Annotated in this window: 13 protein-coding genes; 8 read left to right on the top strand and 5 right to left on the bottom strand. The window is 55.2% G+C overall.

Annotation, left to right across the window (positions count from 1 at the left end; all coding sequences use genetic code 11):
* Positions 1-139 precede the first annotated feature (139 nt).
* On the bottom strand, positions 140-1051 hold the full coding sequence (locus VFO10_RS24865) for a carbohydrate ABC transporter permease (RefSeq protein WP_325144703.1): 912 nt from the start codon (positions 1049-1051) through the stop codon (positions 140-142).
* Positions 1052-1060: 9 nt separating this feature from the next.
* Complete coding sequence (locus VFO10_RS24860) at positions 1061-3541, bottom strand: extracellular solute-binding protein (protein WP_325144702.1); 2481 nt, start codon at positions 3539-3541, stop codon at positions 1061-1063.
* A 461-nt stretch (positions 3542-4002) separates the two neighbouring features.
* Here VFO10_RS24860 and VFO10_RS24855 point away from each other — a divergent pair, with 461 nt between their 5' ends.
* Genes VFO10_RS24855 through VFO10_RS24825 form a run of 7 tightly spaced genes read left to right on the top strand, consistent with a single transcriptional unit; the run spans position 4003 to position 11759 of the window.
* The gene (locus VFO10_RS24855; RefSeq protein WP_325144701.1) at positions 4003-4914 is read left to right on the top strand and encodes an ROK family protein; all 912 of its coding nucleotides are present in this window, start codon (positions 4003-4005) and stop codon (positions 4912-4914) included.
* Between the two features lie 43 nt (positions 4915-4957).
* A complete protein-coding gene (locus VFO10_RS24850) occupies positions 4958-5959 on the top strand; it encodes a hypothetical protein (protein ID WP_325144700.1) in 1002 nt (333 codons plus the stop codon).
* Positions 5960-6005: 46 nt separating this feature from the next.
* On the top strand, positions 6006-7400 hold the full coding sequence (locus VFO10_RS24845; protein WP_325144699.1) for a carbohydrate porin: 1395 nt from the start codon (positions 6006-6008) through the stop codon (positions 7398-7400).
* A 3-nt stretch (positions 7401-7403) separates the two neighbouring features.
* Complete coding sequence (locus tag VFO10_RS24840) at positions 7404-8066, top strand: hypothetical protein (RefSeq protein ID WP_325144698.1); 663 nt, start codon at positions 7404-7406, stop codon at positions 8064-8066.
* Positions 8044-9441, top strand: a complete 1398-nt coding sequence (locus tag VFO10_RS24835) for a carbohydrate porin (protein WP_325144697.1) — start codon at positions 8044-8046, stop codon at positions 9439-9441. The genes VFO10_RS24840 and VFO10_RS24835 overlap by 23 nt, the downstream gene beginning before the upstream one ends.
* A 20-nt stretch (positions 9442-9461) precedes the next feature.
* On the top strand, positions 9462-10661 hold the full coding sequence (locus VFO10_RS24830; protein WP_325144696.1) for a cellulase family glycosylhydrolase: 1200 nt from the start codon (positions 9462-9464) through the stop codon (positions 10659-10661).
* 3 nt (positions 10662-10664) lie between these two features.
* A complete protein-coding gene (locus VFO10_RS24825; protein WP_325144695.1) occupies positions 10665-11759 on the top strand; it encodes an SGNH/GDSL hydrolase family protein in 1095 nt (364 codons plus the stop codon).
* Here VFO10_RS24825 and VFO10_RS24820 read toward each other — a convergent pair.
* Entirely contained in the window at positions 11756-13513 is a 1758-nt protein-coding gene (locus tag VFO10_RS24820; protein WP_325144704.1) for an ABC transporter substrate-binding protein, read from the bottom strand. The two genes, VFO10_RS24825 and VFO10_RS24820, sit on opposite strands and share 4 nt — an antisense overlap.
* A gap of 79 nt (positions 13514-13592) precedes the next feature.
* Positions 13593-14843: an alpha/beta fold hydrolase gene (locus VFO10_RS24815; protein ID WP_325144694.1), complete on the bottom strand. Its 1251-nt coding sequence runs from the start codon at positions 14841-14843 to the stop codon at positions 13593-13595.
* A 245-nt stretch (positions 14844-15088) separates the two neighbouring features.
* Here VFO10_RS24815 and VFO10_RS24810 point away from each other — a divergent pair, with 245 nt between their 5' ends.
* On the top strand, positions 15089-15613 hold the full coding sequence (locus tag VFO10_RS24810; protein ID WP_325144693.1) for an AgmX/PglI C-terminal domain-containing protein: 525 nt from the start codon (positions 15089-15091) through the stop codon (positions 15611-15613).
* A gap of 68 nt (positions 15614-15681) precedes the next feature.
* Here VFO10_RS24810 and VFO10_RS24805 read toward each other — a convergent pair.
* Positions 15682-16933: methyl-accepting chemotaxis protein (locus tag VFO10_RS24805; RefSeq protein ID WP_325144692.1), on the bottom strand; the 1252-nt coding region annotated here is incomplete at its 5' end.

The following is a 16933-nucleotide window of genomic DNA, read 5'->3' as shown; positions in this document are numbered from 1 at the left end:
GACGGCCCGACCAGAACGACGAACTCCCCGTCGTTCACCTCCAGATTCGCATGATTCACAGCCAGGGTGCCGTTTCCATAATCCTTGCAGATATTGCTTAAACTCAGTTGAGCCATGGTATCCTTCTCCCCCGCTGGACTTATTCTTTAAGGCCACTGTTGGCAAAGCTGCTGACGATCTGTTTTTGAAAGATAAAGAAAAGGATCAAAGCCGGTACGATCGAGAGCAGCGATCCGGCCATCTGCACGTTCTCCTGGCCTCCGAAACGGCCCTGCAGCATGGAAATCACCAGCGGAATCGTGTAACGATCTTCATCCAGAAGATAAATCATGGGACCGATAAAGCCATTCCACGATCCCAGAAAGCTTAAAATACCGATGGATGCAAGGAGCGGGCGGCAGAGGGGCAGAATGATCTGAAAGAAAATTCGCCATTCCGAGCAACCGTCCACCCGCGCCGCCTGAATCAGGTCCTTTGGAATCTTGCTGATGAATTGCCGGGACAGGAACACATAGAAAATGCTCGCGAGCCCGGGCACGATCAAAGGCAGATAGCTATTGATCCAGCCAAAATCCCGAGCCAGAAGAAAGTTCGGCACGAGCAGAACCGCACCCGGCACCATCATGGTCGAGAGGAGCAGGAAAAAAATGCGATCCCGACCGGGAAAACGATGCTTGGCGAAAGCATAACCCGCCAAAGGGCAAAGCAGCATGTTGCCGACCGTCGTCAGAAGCGCGATCACAAAACTGTTCCAGGCCGCGTGCAGGTAAGCGGTACCATCCAGGAGTCGCCGCAAAGGATCGAGGGTGGGATGCGCCACCCAAAGGGACACTTCATCCTGAGCCAGCTCCGCAGTCGATTTAAAGGCCGTGATCAGCATGTAGTAAAAGGGCATCGCCAGGACTATGGCTGAAATCGCCAGCGCGATATACACCCACACCAGCCGCACGGATTTCAAACGGCGCAGGCTCGTCCAGGACGCCCAGGCCTTGCCCTCGGTTTCCCAGTTCAGCGTCAAAGGCTGCGTCGTGAGTTCTTTATCAACGTTCATGGTTCTCTCCTAGTCCGCCGTCTTCTGCCTCAGAACCCTGAGCTGCAGCATTGTAAACACCAGAATCACGAGAAACAGAATATAGGCCACAGCCGACGCGCGACCCATTTTGAACTGTTCAAAACCAAGGTCATAGATCAAAGGCACCATGGTGCGACCGGCATCATTGGGACCAAACTTCGATCCGGCATAACCCGATCCGCCGCCGAGCATATAGATCTGTTCAAAGACCTGAAAGCTGCCGATCAGCCCCATAATCAAGGCAAAAAAGAGCTGCGGCCTGATTCCCGGCAGGGATACGTGCCAGAATTTTTGCCACCAGCCGGCCCCATCTATTTCCGCTGCTTTATAGAGCTGAGTCGGAATCTGCTGAAGTCCCGCCAGAAAGAGAAGTATGGTAAAGGCCAGCCCGTGCCAGATGGCAAGAGCCATCACGCAGGCCAGGAAGGTCTGGGGATCCTTCAGGAAAAGAATGGGGTTGGTGATCCAACCGAGCTTTAAGAACGCGGCATTCAGCCAGCCCATCGAGGATTCGCGGTAAAGCTGCGTAAAGATCAGCGAGACCGAGACCGCACTGGTGATGAGCGGCGAAAAATAAAGGAAACGCCAGAATCTTTGGCCGATCAGATCGTTATTCAAAAGAGCCGCAAAAAGAAGCGCCAGAAGAATGCCCGCGGGCACCGTGACGCTGACATAGATCATGGTCTTGCCTATGCTCCTGAGGACGTTCTCCGAGTCCTTCAGGTCAATGGCCGAAAGATAATGCTGAAAACCGATCCACTTCGCCGACGCGAGCGGCAGGATCGAATGGTATTCGGTGAACGAAAGATACAGCGAGGTCAGCATGGGCACCACGACGAAGACCAGGGAGAGGATGCAGGGCACCGCGATGAACGCATAGGAATTCCGATAGGCGCGAAGCCGCGGCATGCTGAAGACAAGGATAAGACCGAGGATCATCGACCCCAGCGCGCCCCATTTCAGATAATCGAGGATATTGCGGCGACCCTCGAAGGCATCGAGGTTCGCGACGATGTCCCCGTAGCTGTTTTGATAGCGGGCGGTTTCCTGGTTCAGCCGCTGCAGAGCGAGGGGATACTGCTGCGCGTATTCCGTGCTCAGCTGCGCGCTGATCCAGCGATTCATCTCGTTCCGCTTGTCCGCCCCCTCCTCCGACGCCATCCACTTGATATAATCCCAGCGCGTCAGCCCGCGAAGGTCAGCCTCGGCCGTCAGACGACGGTTGATGGCCGTCCCCATGCGATCGAGGATCCGCGCTTCGATCTGATCGGTATCCGGCTTTCCCTTCAGATAGGGAAAGGATTGGAAGGTATCGAGTATGCCGCGCAGGGCGTCGATGATTTTCCGCTGATCCTGAAATTCCGGCCTTGCCCAAAATTCCGTCTGGCTTTCATCCCAAACGGCCTTGACCGGCGAAATGTTGAAAGCCGCAGCCTGCCCTTCCCTTTGCACGCGTTCGAGGATCATGAACTGCTGGGCTTCCAGCGAATTCAAATACTTGAGCCAGGCGAACGCCGCCGCCTTATGCTTCGATTTCTGAAAAATTACATACGAGGTGCCGCCCATGACGTTGATGGCCTGCCCCTCATCGGCTTTGGGCCACGGCACGACGCCCCAGCGCGCCTCCGCCTCGGGAGCGATCTTTTGAATCGAGCTGGCCACCCAGTTCCCATCGACCATCATCCCCAGAGATTGATCTGGAATATCCGAGAGAAAACGACCAATCGTGCGATCGGTCGAACCATCGCCGATGGCATCATGCAGATGCCAAAGACCAAGTCCATGCGCCACGCCTTTCTGATAAGCGGGCTGCAGCCAATCCAGGGCTGGCTGACCATCCGGCGTCTGACCCACGCCGGCAAAGCCAAAGGGCAGCGTCTGGTAATAAAGCGCCCATTGTTCCCCACGGGTCCAGCCGAAATGAAAGTGGTAGCGATTCACTTCGAGTTTCCGAATGGCCGCCTGGAGTTCGCTCCAGGTCTTGGGCGGCACAAGGTTAAGCCGTTCGAAGACATCCTTCCGATAATAAAGGACGGCGGTGACCAGCTCGGTCGGCAGCCCATAAAGATGGCCATTAAAAGTAAACTGCGGCAAAGTTCCTGGAAAAAATCTCCCCTTCAGCTCGGCGATCTCCTCGGGAAATTCCTTATCCAGGGCGACGACTCCACCCAGCGAGCCCCATTCCATCGGTGATCCCAGGTTGGCCACACCGATATCAGGCGGCAGCGCAGCCGCCATCGACGTCAGATATTTCTGATTGAAGTTTCCCCATGAGAGCGGGGTGACATGGACCTTATATCCGCTTTCCTTTTCGAAGTTCCGCGCCAACTCCCGATACATCAGGGAGTCTTCGATGCCATTGCCCACCACCCAGAACTGCAAAACCTTATCCGTGGCCGCAGTGGCAGCGGGTACTCCCAGGAGCAGGAGCAGCATCCATCCGAAGCAGACTCTTTTTAGCCGTGACACTGTTCGTTCTCCCCCGGTTCAGCGAACAAAGTTGCGATCGAGCCCGAAAAGACCTGCGATTCCGATTCTTCAGCCGACATAATCGACTTTCATTAATCGTTATCAAGTGTGGCTTCCCACCTGAGACTTTGTTCTTTCGTCCAATCCCTCTCGTAAATTTTCCTTACCAAGTCGGCAACTGAAAAAAAAATTCCATCCGCGCGGTCGGTGCAGATCCACGTTATTGAATTACTTGATGAGAGCGATGTCTTCGCTGATATCAGCTAGTTTTCCGGGGAAAAATGTCAAAAAACTACGAAATCAAACTTTCGCCCTAATATAGAGATGAACCTTACGACATCCAGGAATTCTTGGTCAAAATCATTTAGTAAAATTAATTAACAAAGTGTGAGAGTAATACTTCTTGTCTTTCGGATAAAAAAAGACGAATCACAGGCAAAGAGGTAGATGGGAGATTTTACATGAAACTGGGTATCGATTTGGGTGGAACCAAGATCGAAATCCTGGCCCTCGACGAACACGGCCAGGAATTGCTTCGCCGACGTATCCCTACTCCACGAGGCGCTTACAAGCCAATCGTTGAATCGCTTCGCCAATTGGTGATGGAAGCGGAAGAAGAATTAGGCATGCAAGGCACGGTTGGAATCGGGATCCCCGGCGCAATAGATCCTCATAATGGATTAGTAAAAAACAGTAACACGACAGAACTGATAGGAAAGCCACTTCAGATTGATCTGGAGCGTCTGCTCGATCGACAGATTCGTGTGGCCAATGATGCCAACTGTTTTGCGCTTTCAGAAGCGTGGGACGGTGCCGGTGCTTATGCGTCCTGCGTGTTCGGCATTATCCTGGGAACCGGCTGTGGCGGCGGGATTGTGTTCCAAAGGCAGTTGATTATGGGGGTCAATTCGATCGGCGGGGAATGGGGGCACAATCGCCTTCCGGATCCTTTGCCCTATGATTTGCCAAGTCCCTATTGTTACTGCGGACAACGCGGCTGCATTGAAACGTATGTGTCTGGAACGGGTTTGGCGCGTGATTTTGCAGCGGCAACCGGGCGGCAGGCCAATGCGCAGAAAATCGTCGAGCTTGCCGAGAAAGGCGACCCGGATGCAGATGCCGCGCTTGAAAGACTTGAGCATCGACTCGCCCGCAGTCTGGCGTCGGTAATCAATATCCTCGATCCCGACGTGATTGTGGCCGGCGGCGGTCTTTCCAACTGCAGTCGTATTTATCAGAATGTGCCTCGCATTTGGGGCGAGTATATTTTCAGTCCGGATGTTCGCACTCGTTTCGTGCCAGCCCGCTTCGGTGATTCGAGCGGCGTGCGGGGAGCCGCGCATCTGAATTCTCAAGGGCAGTTCAGTCGATAAAGGATATTTAGGTTCGCGATGGAAAACAAGGGGGGCAAATTTCATGAATTTCGTCATCATAGGGAGTCTCGCGCTGGCCCTGATGAGCTGTGGTCGCCCGGACACCACAACCATCGGACAGGTTCAGGACTGTGATAATGGAACGTATTTCAGCCTGAAAACCCAGACCTGCCAAAGCCTGTGGGGTTACAGGACCGAGGCGGATGCCGAGGGTTTTGAACGCATTCACATCTATAACGGCGTGACCGTTCCTCGCAAGATCAACGGTCGCTCGCCCTTTCTTGTGACTGTGGCCTATAACGTATCCCGTCCCACCACGCTCGAAGTCGTCCTGAAACGAGTGGATCAGGGTCAGGTCGGTGGTGATGGACTGACCAACTGGCAAAAGTTCGAACTTGACCCCGGATCGGGGACACGCGATCTCGTTCTCACCCCCAATTACGCGCTGCCCAAAGGCCCGGCCGCCGCCTATATCGACGGTCGTTGGGCTATAGATACGGGATACATGCTGGAAATCAAAGGCGGTGATCGCTTCGAGGATGAGGATGCGGATCAGCTGGGTTCATGGCGCGTGGCCGGTATCCAGGTCGATCCCGAGGCGCCGAACGATCCTTCCGGAAAGCCGGTTATCATAGGGCCTTTGGAAGCACCGGATCAGATCGTGGGCTGCCAGGATGTGAACGTTTCCCTGGACGTGAAACGGATGGATTTCACCGCGAGCTTTGCCGTCGCCCTGAAAATGCCTGGGTCTGGATGGCGATCCTACGGCAATCAGACAATCAAAGTGGATAAAGGTTTTTCCGGCAAACTCTCCTTCGCCTTCGTCGCGAGGGATGAGCAGGATGATAAGGACTGCGCCCCTCCCGGTGCCGGAGCGACGAGCAATCCACCCTGGGATTCACCGCCAGGCACTTATCTTTTCCAACTCGACATCTATCCCGAGGACAGCAAGAACGCCGATAAAGACGGCAAGCTGGACCTCCAGAGTGAAAAGTATACGGTGCCCGAAGGCTCGCAGCCCGTGGTCGTGGCCAGTGCGTCCTGAGGTCCTGGATCTCTGATTCATCCCGTTCTGCCGATGGATAAAACTTATGAAAATTTTCCTGCGACTCCTTCTTGGATGGACGTTACTCGTTTCGATGGGGCCCCTCGCTGCGCAGGTGCAGGAGGATGGCAAACTGCATGGACGCATGACGATTAACTTGGGACTGGGACCGGGTGGAAGCCTGGGCCCCTGCCTCCGTACCCACGGTGATCAGGATCTGCAGATCGCCCGTGATGACTGCGCGGAAACCGAAGGGGTTCTGGCCTGGTCGAAGTATTTCATTCGCGGCGGAACCCAGCAGATCTGGGCGCGTGCTTTCATCGATCTGACCATCAAAGCCCCGATGGAACGCGGCTGGGTTGATACCACCCAGGGTACGAGCGGCTTGATCCTCGGCAATCGCAACTTCTTTGCTGAGGTGGGGAATTTCTGGGGCGGCAAGGAAGTCGTCTGGGTCGGAAATCGCAGCTATGATTACGAGGATCTTTGGATCCTTGATCTTCGCATTCTTGATCAGCATGGACCGGGCCTGGGGCTGAGCAACCTTGATCTCGGACTTGGTTACCTTGGAACAGCTTTTTTCCGCGTCAATTCCAAAAACGGTGGTCCTTCCCAGGATACCATCGACATCCGCTGGGACCGCGTGCCCCTCTTCGGTGGAACATTGAAGGTCGCGCTGCTGCAGACCCGCACGCTCAGCACCGATAGCAAAACCGGAGCGAAGAAATTCGCACCGATGACAGGAACGCAGCTCGCTCTGATTCATAAGATCGAGGATGAGGACAGCGAAAATAAATTCTTCGTCCAGGCCGGGCGCGGTCTTTTCGGTGGCAATGACCTTGTGCCCTTCGATCAGGGACGCGGCGCGGAATTCAACAATACCGGCGAGGAACGCGATCCCGCCTGGCTTGATTCCACGCTGCATAGCGAGGAGCGTGAGGCGATCAAACGCTCGCAGGCCTTCCGCGTCGGGGATCAGTATCTTCTTTATCCGGAGTTCGTTCCCTTCTCGCTTCAGGCGGCCCTGCTTTATGAAAAGGTCGAGTTCGGAGGCCTTCATTACGTGGATGAAGGCCTCATCTATGATCGTCCGCCGATGGAAACGCGGGCGTGGATGCTGCGCCCTATCTGGGATATCACTGCGCGTCAGAGCCTCGCCCTGAGCCACGGCGCGGTGCTTATGGAAAATGGTCTGGGCTATCGGCGGCGTCTTCCCGATGGCACGGTCAGCGAAAGCCGAAAGCCCGTCGATCGCAGTCTCCGCCGCAGTGAAATCGCCTATATCGTGCGTCCGCTCGGTTGGGGCGGTGGCACCGAAACCAAATTCTATGCGGCCTTTAACGAATGGAATCCGGAAATCCGCCGCGATGTCACGCGGGGTCCCCTGCAGAATAAAACGCAAGGGTGGACCGGTGGTGTAACCATGAGCCTTTGGTGGTGAACAATGAAAAACATAGCCCAAAGCTTAATCCTTTTTTCCTGCCTCCTGCTGCCGAAACTGGCCCAGGCTGAACTGCTCGATGGTTTTGAGCAGGACAACAAGTGGCGCATTGCCGACTGGGGTGATGAAGCCAAGGCCGAAATCACCGAAGGCACGTTTACTGAAGGCAAAAAGTCTCTCAAGATTTTTTGGTTGGAAGGTGCCCAACGCAAGGGCAAAGGCATTGTGATCGAACGCGATATCAGCTCGCTCGGCCGGGAATTCACCAGTCTGCGGATGGATATCGAGCTGCCGGAAATCACGTCGGCTCAGGTCGCGATGGCGATTGATACCGATGAATATTTTGAATCGCAGCCTTTTAACCTGGAAAAAGGCTGGAATCGCGATGTCGTATTCTATTTGAAAAGCAAGACCTGGAAAGCGAAGACCACGAGCTGGCAGTATCAAAGCGCCGTGAACCTGACGACGCTGCCGCGCAAGATCTATCTGCTTTTTTACATGCCTGATCAACCCACCGGAAGTTTTCACATCGACAATATCCGGCTGGCGCAGGAGGTGGAGCCCCAGGTCAGCGTAGGGCCGGCGGCCGAGCAGCTGCCTGTGCGTTCGAAAAAAAATCACTATCGTCCGCGGGAGTTGCCCATTGAAATCTTCATACGCCCCTGACGGACATGGATACATCCTGGGTTTTCTTCTGCTCTTCGCTTTTCTTTTCCCCCAAACAGGAAGCGCGCAGGAGCTGAAGAACTGGTGGAAATTTGGTCTGAACCTGGGTTTGAATGAGGCCGGTGTCAGCTGCAAGCCGATCAACCAGCCGCAGAAATCCGGGCTTTGGATCAGTGGCGCAGGTGGCTCCTGTCAAGGCGCCTGGTCGGAGCTTTACAGTCAGTACCACCTGCGCAGCCCCAGCAGTGAAGGGGGATCCTGGGTTCGTTTGGATTTTGACCTGCAGCTGACCCTGAATGGCGAACGCAGCGCCGGGACGGATGCGATGAAGATCGGCAACCGCAACCTTTTTTTGGAAGTGGGTCAGTTCCTGCCGCGCGAGACTCTTTTTTGGATCGGTCGGCGCTCGTATCGCTGGGAGGGTTTCTGGCTGATCGGGATGACGATTGCGAACAATGAAGGGCCTGGGCTCGGCATCTATAACTTCGATGTGGGCAATGGGATACGCGCGTCGGCGGCCGCATTCTATACGGTTTCCTATTCCGGGGGACCGATTCAAAGCGCGCTGGATTTTCGCCTGGAGGAAATTCCGCTTTTGGATGGCAAACTCGGCTTCATTTCCAACCTCACGCAAAGTGGAGCGCGGGATGCCGGCACCGGAACGCAAAGTTACGCGCCCATGACCGGATTTAAATTCGCAATGATGCATAAGGCCTGGAAGCCGTCCGCCTCGCATCAATTCGCTGCGATGATAGGCCGGGGGCTTTTTGGAGTCATGGATAGCCCTGATTTTGATCAGGGCCCGCTCGCCGATTCGCTGGGGCCCTGGCGCAACAATCAGCTTTTTTCAGCCTCGGCGCCTCCGGAACTCAGAGACGCTGTTCAGGACTCGCGTCTTCTCAGAATCGGCGAACAGTTCAGTTGGTATCCTCAAGGTCGGGACTTCAGTCTGGATGCGGCCATCGGTTGGCAGCGTGCGGACTTTGGTGGCTGGCGTTATACCGTGGATGATCAGATCTATGAAAGACCGCCGATGCAGGCCGTCGCCGCTGCGATTCGCCCGATGTATCAGATCCGTTCCACTCTGGAATTGGAAACGCTCCTCGGTTATGTGGCCGTGACGGATGGCTTTGGCTATCGGCATCGGGAAGGTGACGGCGATCTGCAGGAGACCATTCGTCCGGTCGATCAATCACTCGTCAATCTTTATCTGGCGCTGAATCTAAAGCCTTTGGCGCGCTGGCAGCAGAAGTTCGGACTTTATACCGGCTATTCCTTTTGGAACGATGCCATGCGGCGTGATGTGAGCAACGGGCTTTATCCCGGACGCAACAGCGGTTTTTATCTGGGCCTTTCGAGTTACTGGGAAATCTGATGAAATTTGGGGGTTGGGGCATGACACGACACTGGAAAAGACTGACGGAAGCGATCGTGATGACACTGCTGACCGCGTGCAGCGCCGAGCCGCGTACCGCAGGTCTCATGGGTGCATGGGGCGGGAAGGAGTCCGGCTTCGTTCAGGTTAAAAATAGGCAATTCGAGCTGGATGGACGACCGTTTTATTTTCATGGCACCAATCTTTATGAAATCGGACTCCTCAGCGGCGTTTCCGAGCAGGAGGTGGATCAGACCCTGCGGCATGTCGCCGAACGCGGGCTGAAGGTCATCCGCATCTGGGGCTTTAATAACGGCGGCTGGAACGGGGCCGTGGCCACGCAATGGAGTCCTGGAAACTTCAATTATGATGGCGTTCGGCGCATGGACTTCGCCCTGGCCAAGGCCGCGGAATATGGCCTGAAGGTCATCTTCGTTCTTGTGAACTATGAGCCGGAATACGGCGGCATGCAGTGGTGGGTGGATCAGATCCTAGGCTCGGGCAGGGATCGCGAACTTTTTTATTCCGATGGCCAGGTGAAGGAAGCCTATAAGCAGTACGCGAAATTTTGGATCCATCATCAGAACAGCTTCAACGGCCGCACCTATCGCGACGACCCCACGATCATGGCCTGGGAGCTGGCGAACGAGCCGCACACCCGCGATAACTATGAAAGGGATCGCGGCCTGAAAGTGGGCAGCCTCGCCCATGATTGGCTGTGGGAAATGTCGGAGTTTTTAAACCGCGAAGCTCCGAAGCAGCTACTGGCCAGTGGCGAGGAAGGCTATCGCTCGGAAGGCTGGAGTGATCGCTACCATTGGATCAATAATGGACTCAAGGGTTCGGATTATGTGAGTAACCTCTATATCCCCTGGCTTGATTTCGCCACGCTGCACGCCTATCCCGATCAGTGGGACATTCCCTATAACGACAGACGCTGGATCCTGGATCAATTCATCGCCGATCGGCATCGGCTGGCTCATGATGCTGGAAAACCTTTGATTATCGAAGAACTCGGCTTCCGCCGCTACTATGGGGATCGCAATCTGCTCATGCGCGAAGTCTTTCAGCATGCGAACGGGCTGGGCATTCCGGGCACCATGGTCTGGCGCATTCAGTCCGCGTCGATTGATGACTGGAGCTATGAATTTGACTTTGATGATCCTGGAGCCCAGGCCGTATGGGAACAGGCTCATCATCAGAACTCACGAAAGAATTGAAACATGCACCGAATGACTCTTCTCGTCTGCACGCTTCTCGCCGGCCCTTTATCGGCTCAAAGCCAGGACTGGTCATGGATCACGACCTGGCGGCCGGCCACGATTCAGCCCGAGGATGTGAGCCGCGGCAGCTGGTTTTCACCGCACGTTGCCGGACTCTTCCTGTCCGGTCGGGTCAGCTGGAATGAGCAGCAGAAGCTGCGGGTCATCTGGCCCGGGACCAGCATCAAAGGCCGCTTCACCGGATCCTCCCTGGCTGTGCAGCTGGAGGATTCGGGCCGCACCGATTATCAGGTGATCATTGATGGGGATCTGAAAAATTCCCGCATCCTCGATACCGCTCCCGGGTTTCACGTCTATCCCCTGGCCCGCGATCTGGCCGACGGGGAGCATGTTTTTGAAATCTTCCGCCGCACGGAAACCTTCAGTGGACCGACGCAGATCAATGGTTTCTTTGTGGATCAGGGTCAAGGATTTTTGCCCTGGAATCGACCGATCGGCCCGCGCCTGGATTTTTATGGGGATTCCCAGACAGTCGGGGCCTGCAATGAATGCGGCGAGGTTGAACAATGGGATGACCTGCGGCCGCATAATCACCTGCTTTCCTATGGAGCACTGGTCAGCCGCATGCTGAACGCGGACAGCCAGATGATAGCGGTCAGCGGCATAGGACTGACCTTAGGATATCAGCCGCATACCATGGCCGAGATCTGGAATCGTGAGCTGCCGGATCCGGCGGCTCCTCTTCATGACAAAAAAGGTCGGGAACCCCAGATCATTTTTGTGAACCTGGGACAGAACGATTGGGCCAAGGGCGTGCGGGATGACTTTGCCCCGGCCTATGAAAAATTTTTAAGGGACCTGCGGGCACGGCATCCAGGGGCCTGGATCGTGGGACTTTTGGGAGCCATGGATGTGGGGCATGATGCCCGCTCCCCCTATCCCTTTTATGTGAGCGAAGCGGTGCGCAGGCAGAATGATCCGAAGATGCTGACCTATATCTTCAAAACCAGGACCTGGGAGCATCCTCGGGTTCCTGACCACCTCGCGATGGCCCAGGAACTTGTGAGCTTCGTGCGGGAAAAAATCCCGCTTTAAGGCGCAAGGTCAAAGTATTTGTAAGGATAGGGCACCATCAGATTGCGTTTGAAGTTCCTGACGTTCTTCTGCTTCAAACCCACGACGGTGGTGTTCTTCAGCAAAAGAAAGGGCACCTCCTCTTTCAGGATGGCGTCCATTTCCGCGAACAGCTTCCAGCGCTCCGGTCCATTTTTCATATGGCGTGACTGCAGATAAAGTTCGTCATAACGGGCGTTCGCAAAATGCCCGGTGTTGGGTCCTGGGGCCACGTTCTTGCCGTAAAGCAGCGAGTAGAAGTTTTCCGCATCGGGATAATCCGCGTTCCAACCGGAATCCGCCAGCTGATAATTGCCTTCATCGGTTTTTTTCAGGTAGTTGCTGAAGGTCTGGTAATTGGCTTCGACCTTGACCCCGATCTTGGCCCATTCGTTACGAATATACTCGAAACGCTGCCTTTGATCCTTATTGGTGCTGCGATACTCCATGACAAAAGTCGGCAGCCCCTTCCCTTCCGGATAACCCGCTTCAGCCAGTTTCTTTTTCGCGGCCTCCAGATCCGCCTTATACCAGGTCGAGCCCGTATCAAGCGCACTTCCCGGGATATCAAGAGGGATCAAAGATTCAGGAGCCTGCCCGCGGCCGTTGAACATGAGATCTATGTAACCCTGGGTGTTCAGGGCCAAGGCCAGGGCCTGGCGAACCGCTTTTTTACCGAGGATGGGGTCCCTCAGCCCGAAGCGAATGAAGTCATTCTGAAGGCCGTTGGCGGAATAGATATCAAATTCCTTGGCGTAATCCCCTTTCAGGGCAAAGCTATTCCCCTTTTTTTCCACCATCTGCTCGAAGTCATCGCGGTTGATCGCCACGTAGGCAACCTGGCCTTTTTTAAACTTCAGCATCTGCGGCTGCAGTTCTTCGATCAACGGCAGATGGACTTCATCCACAAAGGGCAGCTGTTTTCCGGCGGCCTCCAACAGTCCAGCCGCCTTGTCCTCGGGCATTCCTTCGGTGGGATAGGTGCCGTGATAGTGCGGATTGCGCGCCAGGATCGTGGTGCCGCGCCGCGAATAGGTCTTCATCACAAAAGGCCCTGTGCCCACAGGATTTTTATCGAAGTCGTCACCGTATTTTTCCACGGCCTCGCGCGGGACGATGGCGAGGCCATTGAAGGCCAGAGGATGGAAATTAAGCGGGCTGTCCTGGACGAAGGTGATCGTGAAGCTGTAATCATCTTTCTTTTTCACGCCTTTGATTTCATTCTTATCAAAGGAAAAATTTTTGCCGTCTTTGCTGGACTGCGCGCGAAAATCATCCAAGCCTTCGATCAAACCCTGGATCAGGATATAGGTCAGTCGATTGGTGTTGGCATCGGCAAAGCGCTTGAGGGAATAGATCACGTCATCGGCTTTCATCTCGCGGCCTTTTCCACCGGGGAAGCAGGCGTTGTCGTGAAAGAGCACGCCCTTTTTCAGGGTGAAGAGATAGCTGCGACCGTCCGGCTGTTTTTCCGGCATTTTGGTCAGAAGATTGGGTTCCAGTTCGTAGGGTCGTTTCAGATAATGGTAACGCAGAAGACTGTCGTAAAGGTTACTGACGATCTGATGCGAGGATTCATCGAACTGCTTCATGGGGTCGATGCTTTTTTCCTCGCCCTCACGCAGATGATAGAAGATCTTCACCGGCGTGCTCGAAGACGTCTCGCTTGTTTTCTTTTTAATGCAACCGCCGAGCAGACAGGTCAGGCTGATGATCAGGATGGTGGTGATGCGCACAAACAAGAGCGGGACCTCCTCTTTGATGACAGTTCCCGCTCATTGTGCATGGATTCCCCGGCCTTGTCTCGCCCAATCGCTAGGCGTTCATCCGATCGACCAAAGGAAGGTCCTGGAAGGATTCAATAAAATCATTAATATGCTTCCGATCCGACAGTGTCTTCTTGAAGAAAACAAAGTGCGCCCGGCCGCGATTGACGCGCAAAAAGCCTGGGATTCTGTACTCCGATGCGCCGATTTCAAGCTGCCATGTGCCATCGAATTCCGCGGTGGCGCTCATCAGGGCCGGCAGGGAAAGGCCACAGCCGTCCAGACTGATGTCCTCAAGGGTGCCTTCAAAGCGAAATTGATCGGCATGGGTGAGCACCACAGCGAGGCCTTTGACCTTGAACCGCCTCTGCAGACGGCGATCGCTGGCACGGGCAATGGCGGCGTCACCATACAAAACGCCTTCACCAGCGTACGGGGCATCGAATAAAAACTGCAGGATGGTTTGATTGATCAGCTGGGGGCGACGGAGCGGCAGCAGGTGGTCGCCTTTCTCGATCAGAACAAAGTCACCGTTCTCAAAGCAGCCGTGGACTTCAAGGCTCTGATCGGGCGTCGTGTAATGATCATAGGCGGCCGCCAGGACCAGAGTCCTGACCTGAAAGTTGCGCTGCGGCAGTCTTTCCCGCAGAAGGCGCGCGGAGTTGGAACGATAGCTGGCGAGTTCCTGCGGAGCCAGCCTTTTGATGGAATGAATCAGAGTCTCCACAAGGCCGAGGGAAAGGCCCGTGGCGTCCATGGCATTCAGGTTGAAAAAAGCCTGGGATGCGGCCTCGGAATCCTCGTCTATGGTTTCGGGATTAAAATTGTTCACAGCATACTGCAGGATTTGTTTTTGGGTGTGCCGCAGATCGAGGCTGCAGCCGACCAGCACCAGCTGCTCCAGGCGCATTTCGTAATGATAGGCGTAGGTATAGGCCAGGAGCGAACCATAGGAATAACCGGCCAGGGCCACTTGTTCGATCTGCATTTCCTGGAAGAAGCCTTCCAGAAGATCGGCCATATCACGAAGGCTGAGGTGCGAGGCATCGCGGGTTTCCCGATTGCTGGCCTGACCGGGCAAAGCGACCAGGAGCACAGGCACTTCGGCCAGATAGGCCTTCACGTCGCTCAAAAACGAGGTGAAGGATTGAAAGGCACCGCCCAGCAGGACGAGCGGCGTTTTATTGCGATGCTCAGAACGGCAAAAGCCCATGTAGTTGATGGTCCAGCCGTTGATGGTGACGGCAGCGGGCTCTTCGCGAAAAGCCTGCACCACAAGATCCCCGTATTGATAGATCATTGCCAAACTCCTGGACGTGTCATGGTAGACGAGGGAGTCTGCAAAAAAATGACCAGGTGCGGGGTCTCGTCATTCTCTGGGGTTAGTCACGAGCCCTTGGCCTCCTGTCGCGTCCTTGGGCAGGCAGTGCCTTGATTTCATTGGACTTTGGTAAGAACTTTATTACCTTACCTTTTCTTATACCGGGAATCTGGATACTATGCACCGGACTGCTTTCGATGCATTTATTCGGAAAGGAATACGGAATGTTTGGCCTTCGTGGACTCGCCCTAGTGGCTTTGCTGACCCCGATGACTTTGGCTGCTGCCCCTAAAGGTGACGGTCTGACGCAAAAAGAAATCGTGAGCGTGATTCAGTCTCACAACGACGACGCTGTCGCCTGTTTCAAGGAAGCCACGGCCGATGAGAAAGCCACGGGTGGCAAAGTGAAGATTCGTTTTCTGATTGGACTTGCCGGCAAGATCGAGGCGAGCCAGCTGGAGCAGAATACATTCAAGAATAAAGAAATCGGGAACTGCATTCGCAATAAAATGAAAGCCTGGAGCTTCCCGAAACCACGGGGCGGACAGAAGATCAGCATCGCCTATCCGTTTGAATTCAAGGTGGCACCGCCTGCGCCTCCGGCTCCTGAAACACCGGCGACCGCACCCGGTACACCACCCGCTGCTCCAACGGCGCCCGGCACACCGGAATCCCCCGCAACAGCGCCCGCGGCACCCGCTACGCCTCCGACACCGGAAGCTCCTGAAGCGCCGAGCACGCAGCCTTGATAGTGACGTTTCGCGTATAAAAAAAGGGCCTGCTTCATGCAGGCCCTTTGTGTTTGAGATGATGCCGCTCAGTTATCGAGCTTGGCGACCATGCTCTTCAACTTGCTTGCCAGCTCGCTCAAACCGCGGGACGCGTCGAGCAGCTGCCCGGCGCCCTGCGATCCTTCCGCTGCGCCGCGGGATACATCTTTCACGATATTCGAAATGCTGTTGACCGCCTGGCTTGATTCCGCGACCACGCGCGAGACTTCACTGATCGTGGCCGTCTGTTCCTCGACGGCTGTGGCGATCGTCACGGCCATGGTGCTGGTTTCGCTGACCGTCTTGGAAATCGAGGCAATCGCGGTCACCGCACGCCCGGTATTATCCTGGATGGCGGAAACCTTATGCGCGATCTCTTCGGTCGCGCGCGCTGTTTGCGTGGCCAGTTCTTTCACTTCATTCGCAACGACGGCGAATCCACGACCGGCATCACCGGCACGGGCGGCTTCGATGGTCGCGTTCAAAGCGAGGAGATTGGTCTGCTGCGCTATCGAGCTGATGACTTTCACGATGGAACCAATTTCCTGGCTGCTGGCGCCGAGCGTATTCATGATGGTCGAGGTTGATTCCGCAGCGCGGAGACTCTCGCGATTCTTTTCCGAACTGAGGGTCGTGTTTTTCGAGATCTCGCCGATCGAGGCCGCGATCTCCGACATGCTCACGGACACCGACTGCACGCCCTTCGAAACTTCTTCCGAAGCCGCAGCGGCATTGTTCGACTGCTCGGTCGTGGTGCGGGAGTTGGCTGCGAACTGAGTCGCCGTCGCGGTCAGCTCCTCGGACGCCGCAGCCAATTGCTCGGCTGTCTCGCCCAGAGTGCGAACGAGCTGGAACCAGTCTTCCTTTTCCTTGGTGATATCCGTCGCGTATTTCACGACTTTGAAGACCCGGCCCGTCAGATCGAAGACGGGATTATAGGACGCCTGCAGCCAGACCTGGCGCTTGTCTTTGGTCAATCGTGGGAATTGCCCCGCGACGAACTTTCCGCTGTTCAATTTCGCCCAGAATTCCCGGTATTCCATGCTGTTCGCATACTCAGGGGCGCAGAACATGGAATGATGCCGGCCTTTGATTTCGTCGGGACGATAACCAAGAGTGTTGTGAAAGTTATCATTGGCTTCGATGACCGTTCCATCCAGATTGAAGCTGATCACAGCCTGGGTCTTGGACAGGGCTAAAAGCTCCTGGTCTTTCAGTTTCTGCTGGCTGATGTCCGTCGCGAATTTCACGACCTTCATCGGCCGACCGTTCATATCAAGAATGGGGTTATAGGACGCC

Origin of the sequence: Oligoflexus sp., assembly GCF_035712445.1 — a bacterium.
GTDB lineage: Bacteria > Bdellovibrionota_B > Oligoflexia > Oligoflexales > Oligoflexaceae > Oligoflexus.
The sequence above is the reverse complement of the archived record's forward strand: the minus strand, read 5'-3'. Positions and strand labels throughout refer to the sequence as shown.

What these genes read in the sequence shown, in the direction of transcription:
- VFO10_RS24825 (WP_325144695.1), top strand. Translation starts at nt 10,665, where the DNA reads ATGCACCGAATGACTCTTCTCGTCTGCACGCTTCTCGCCGGCCCTTTA.
- VFO10_RS24840 (WP_325144698.1), top strand. Translation starts at nt 7,404, where the DNA reads ATGAAAAACATAGCCCAAAGCTTAATCCTTTTTTCCTGCCTCCTGCTG.
- VFO10_RS24845 (WP_325144699.1), top strand. Translation starts at nt 6,006, where the DNA reads ATGAAAATTTTCCTGCGACTCCTTCTTGGATGGACGTTACTCGTTTCG.
- VFO10_RS24850 (WP_325144700.1), top strand. Translation starts at nt 4,958, where the DNA reads ATGAATTTCGTCATCATAGGGAGTCTCGCGCTGGCCCTGATGAGCTGT.
- VFO10_RS24865 (WP_325144703.1), bottom strand. Translation starts at nt 1,051, where the DNA reads ATGAACGTTGATAAAGAACTCACGACGCAGCCTTTGACGCTGAACTGG.
- VFO10_RS24830 (WP_325144696.1), top strand. Translation starts at nt 9,462, where the DNA reads ATGACACGACACTGGAAAAGACTGACGGAAGCGATCGTGATGACACTG.
- VFO10_RS24815 (WP_325144694.1), bottom strand. Translation starts at nt 14,843, where the DNA reads ATGATCTATCAATACGGGGATCTTGTGGTGCAGGCTTTTCGCGAAGAG.
- VFO10_RS24810 (WP_325144693.1), top strand. Translation starts at nt 15,089, where the DNA reads ATGTTTGGCCTTCGTGGACTCGCCCTAGTGGCTTTGCTGACCCCGATG.
- VFO10_RS24855 (WP_325144701.1), top strand. Translation starts at nt 4,003, where the DNA reads ATGAAACTGGGTATCGATTTGGGTGGAACCAAGATCGAAATCCTGGCC.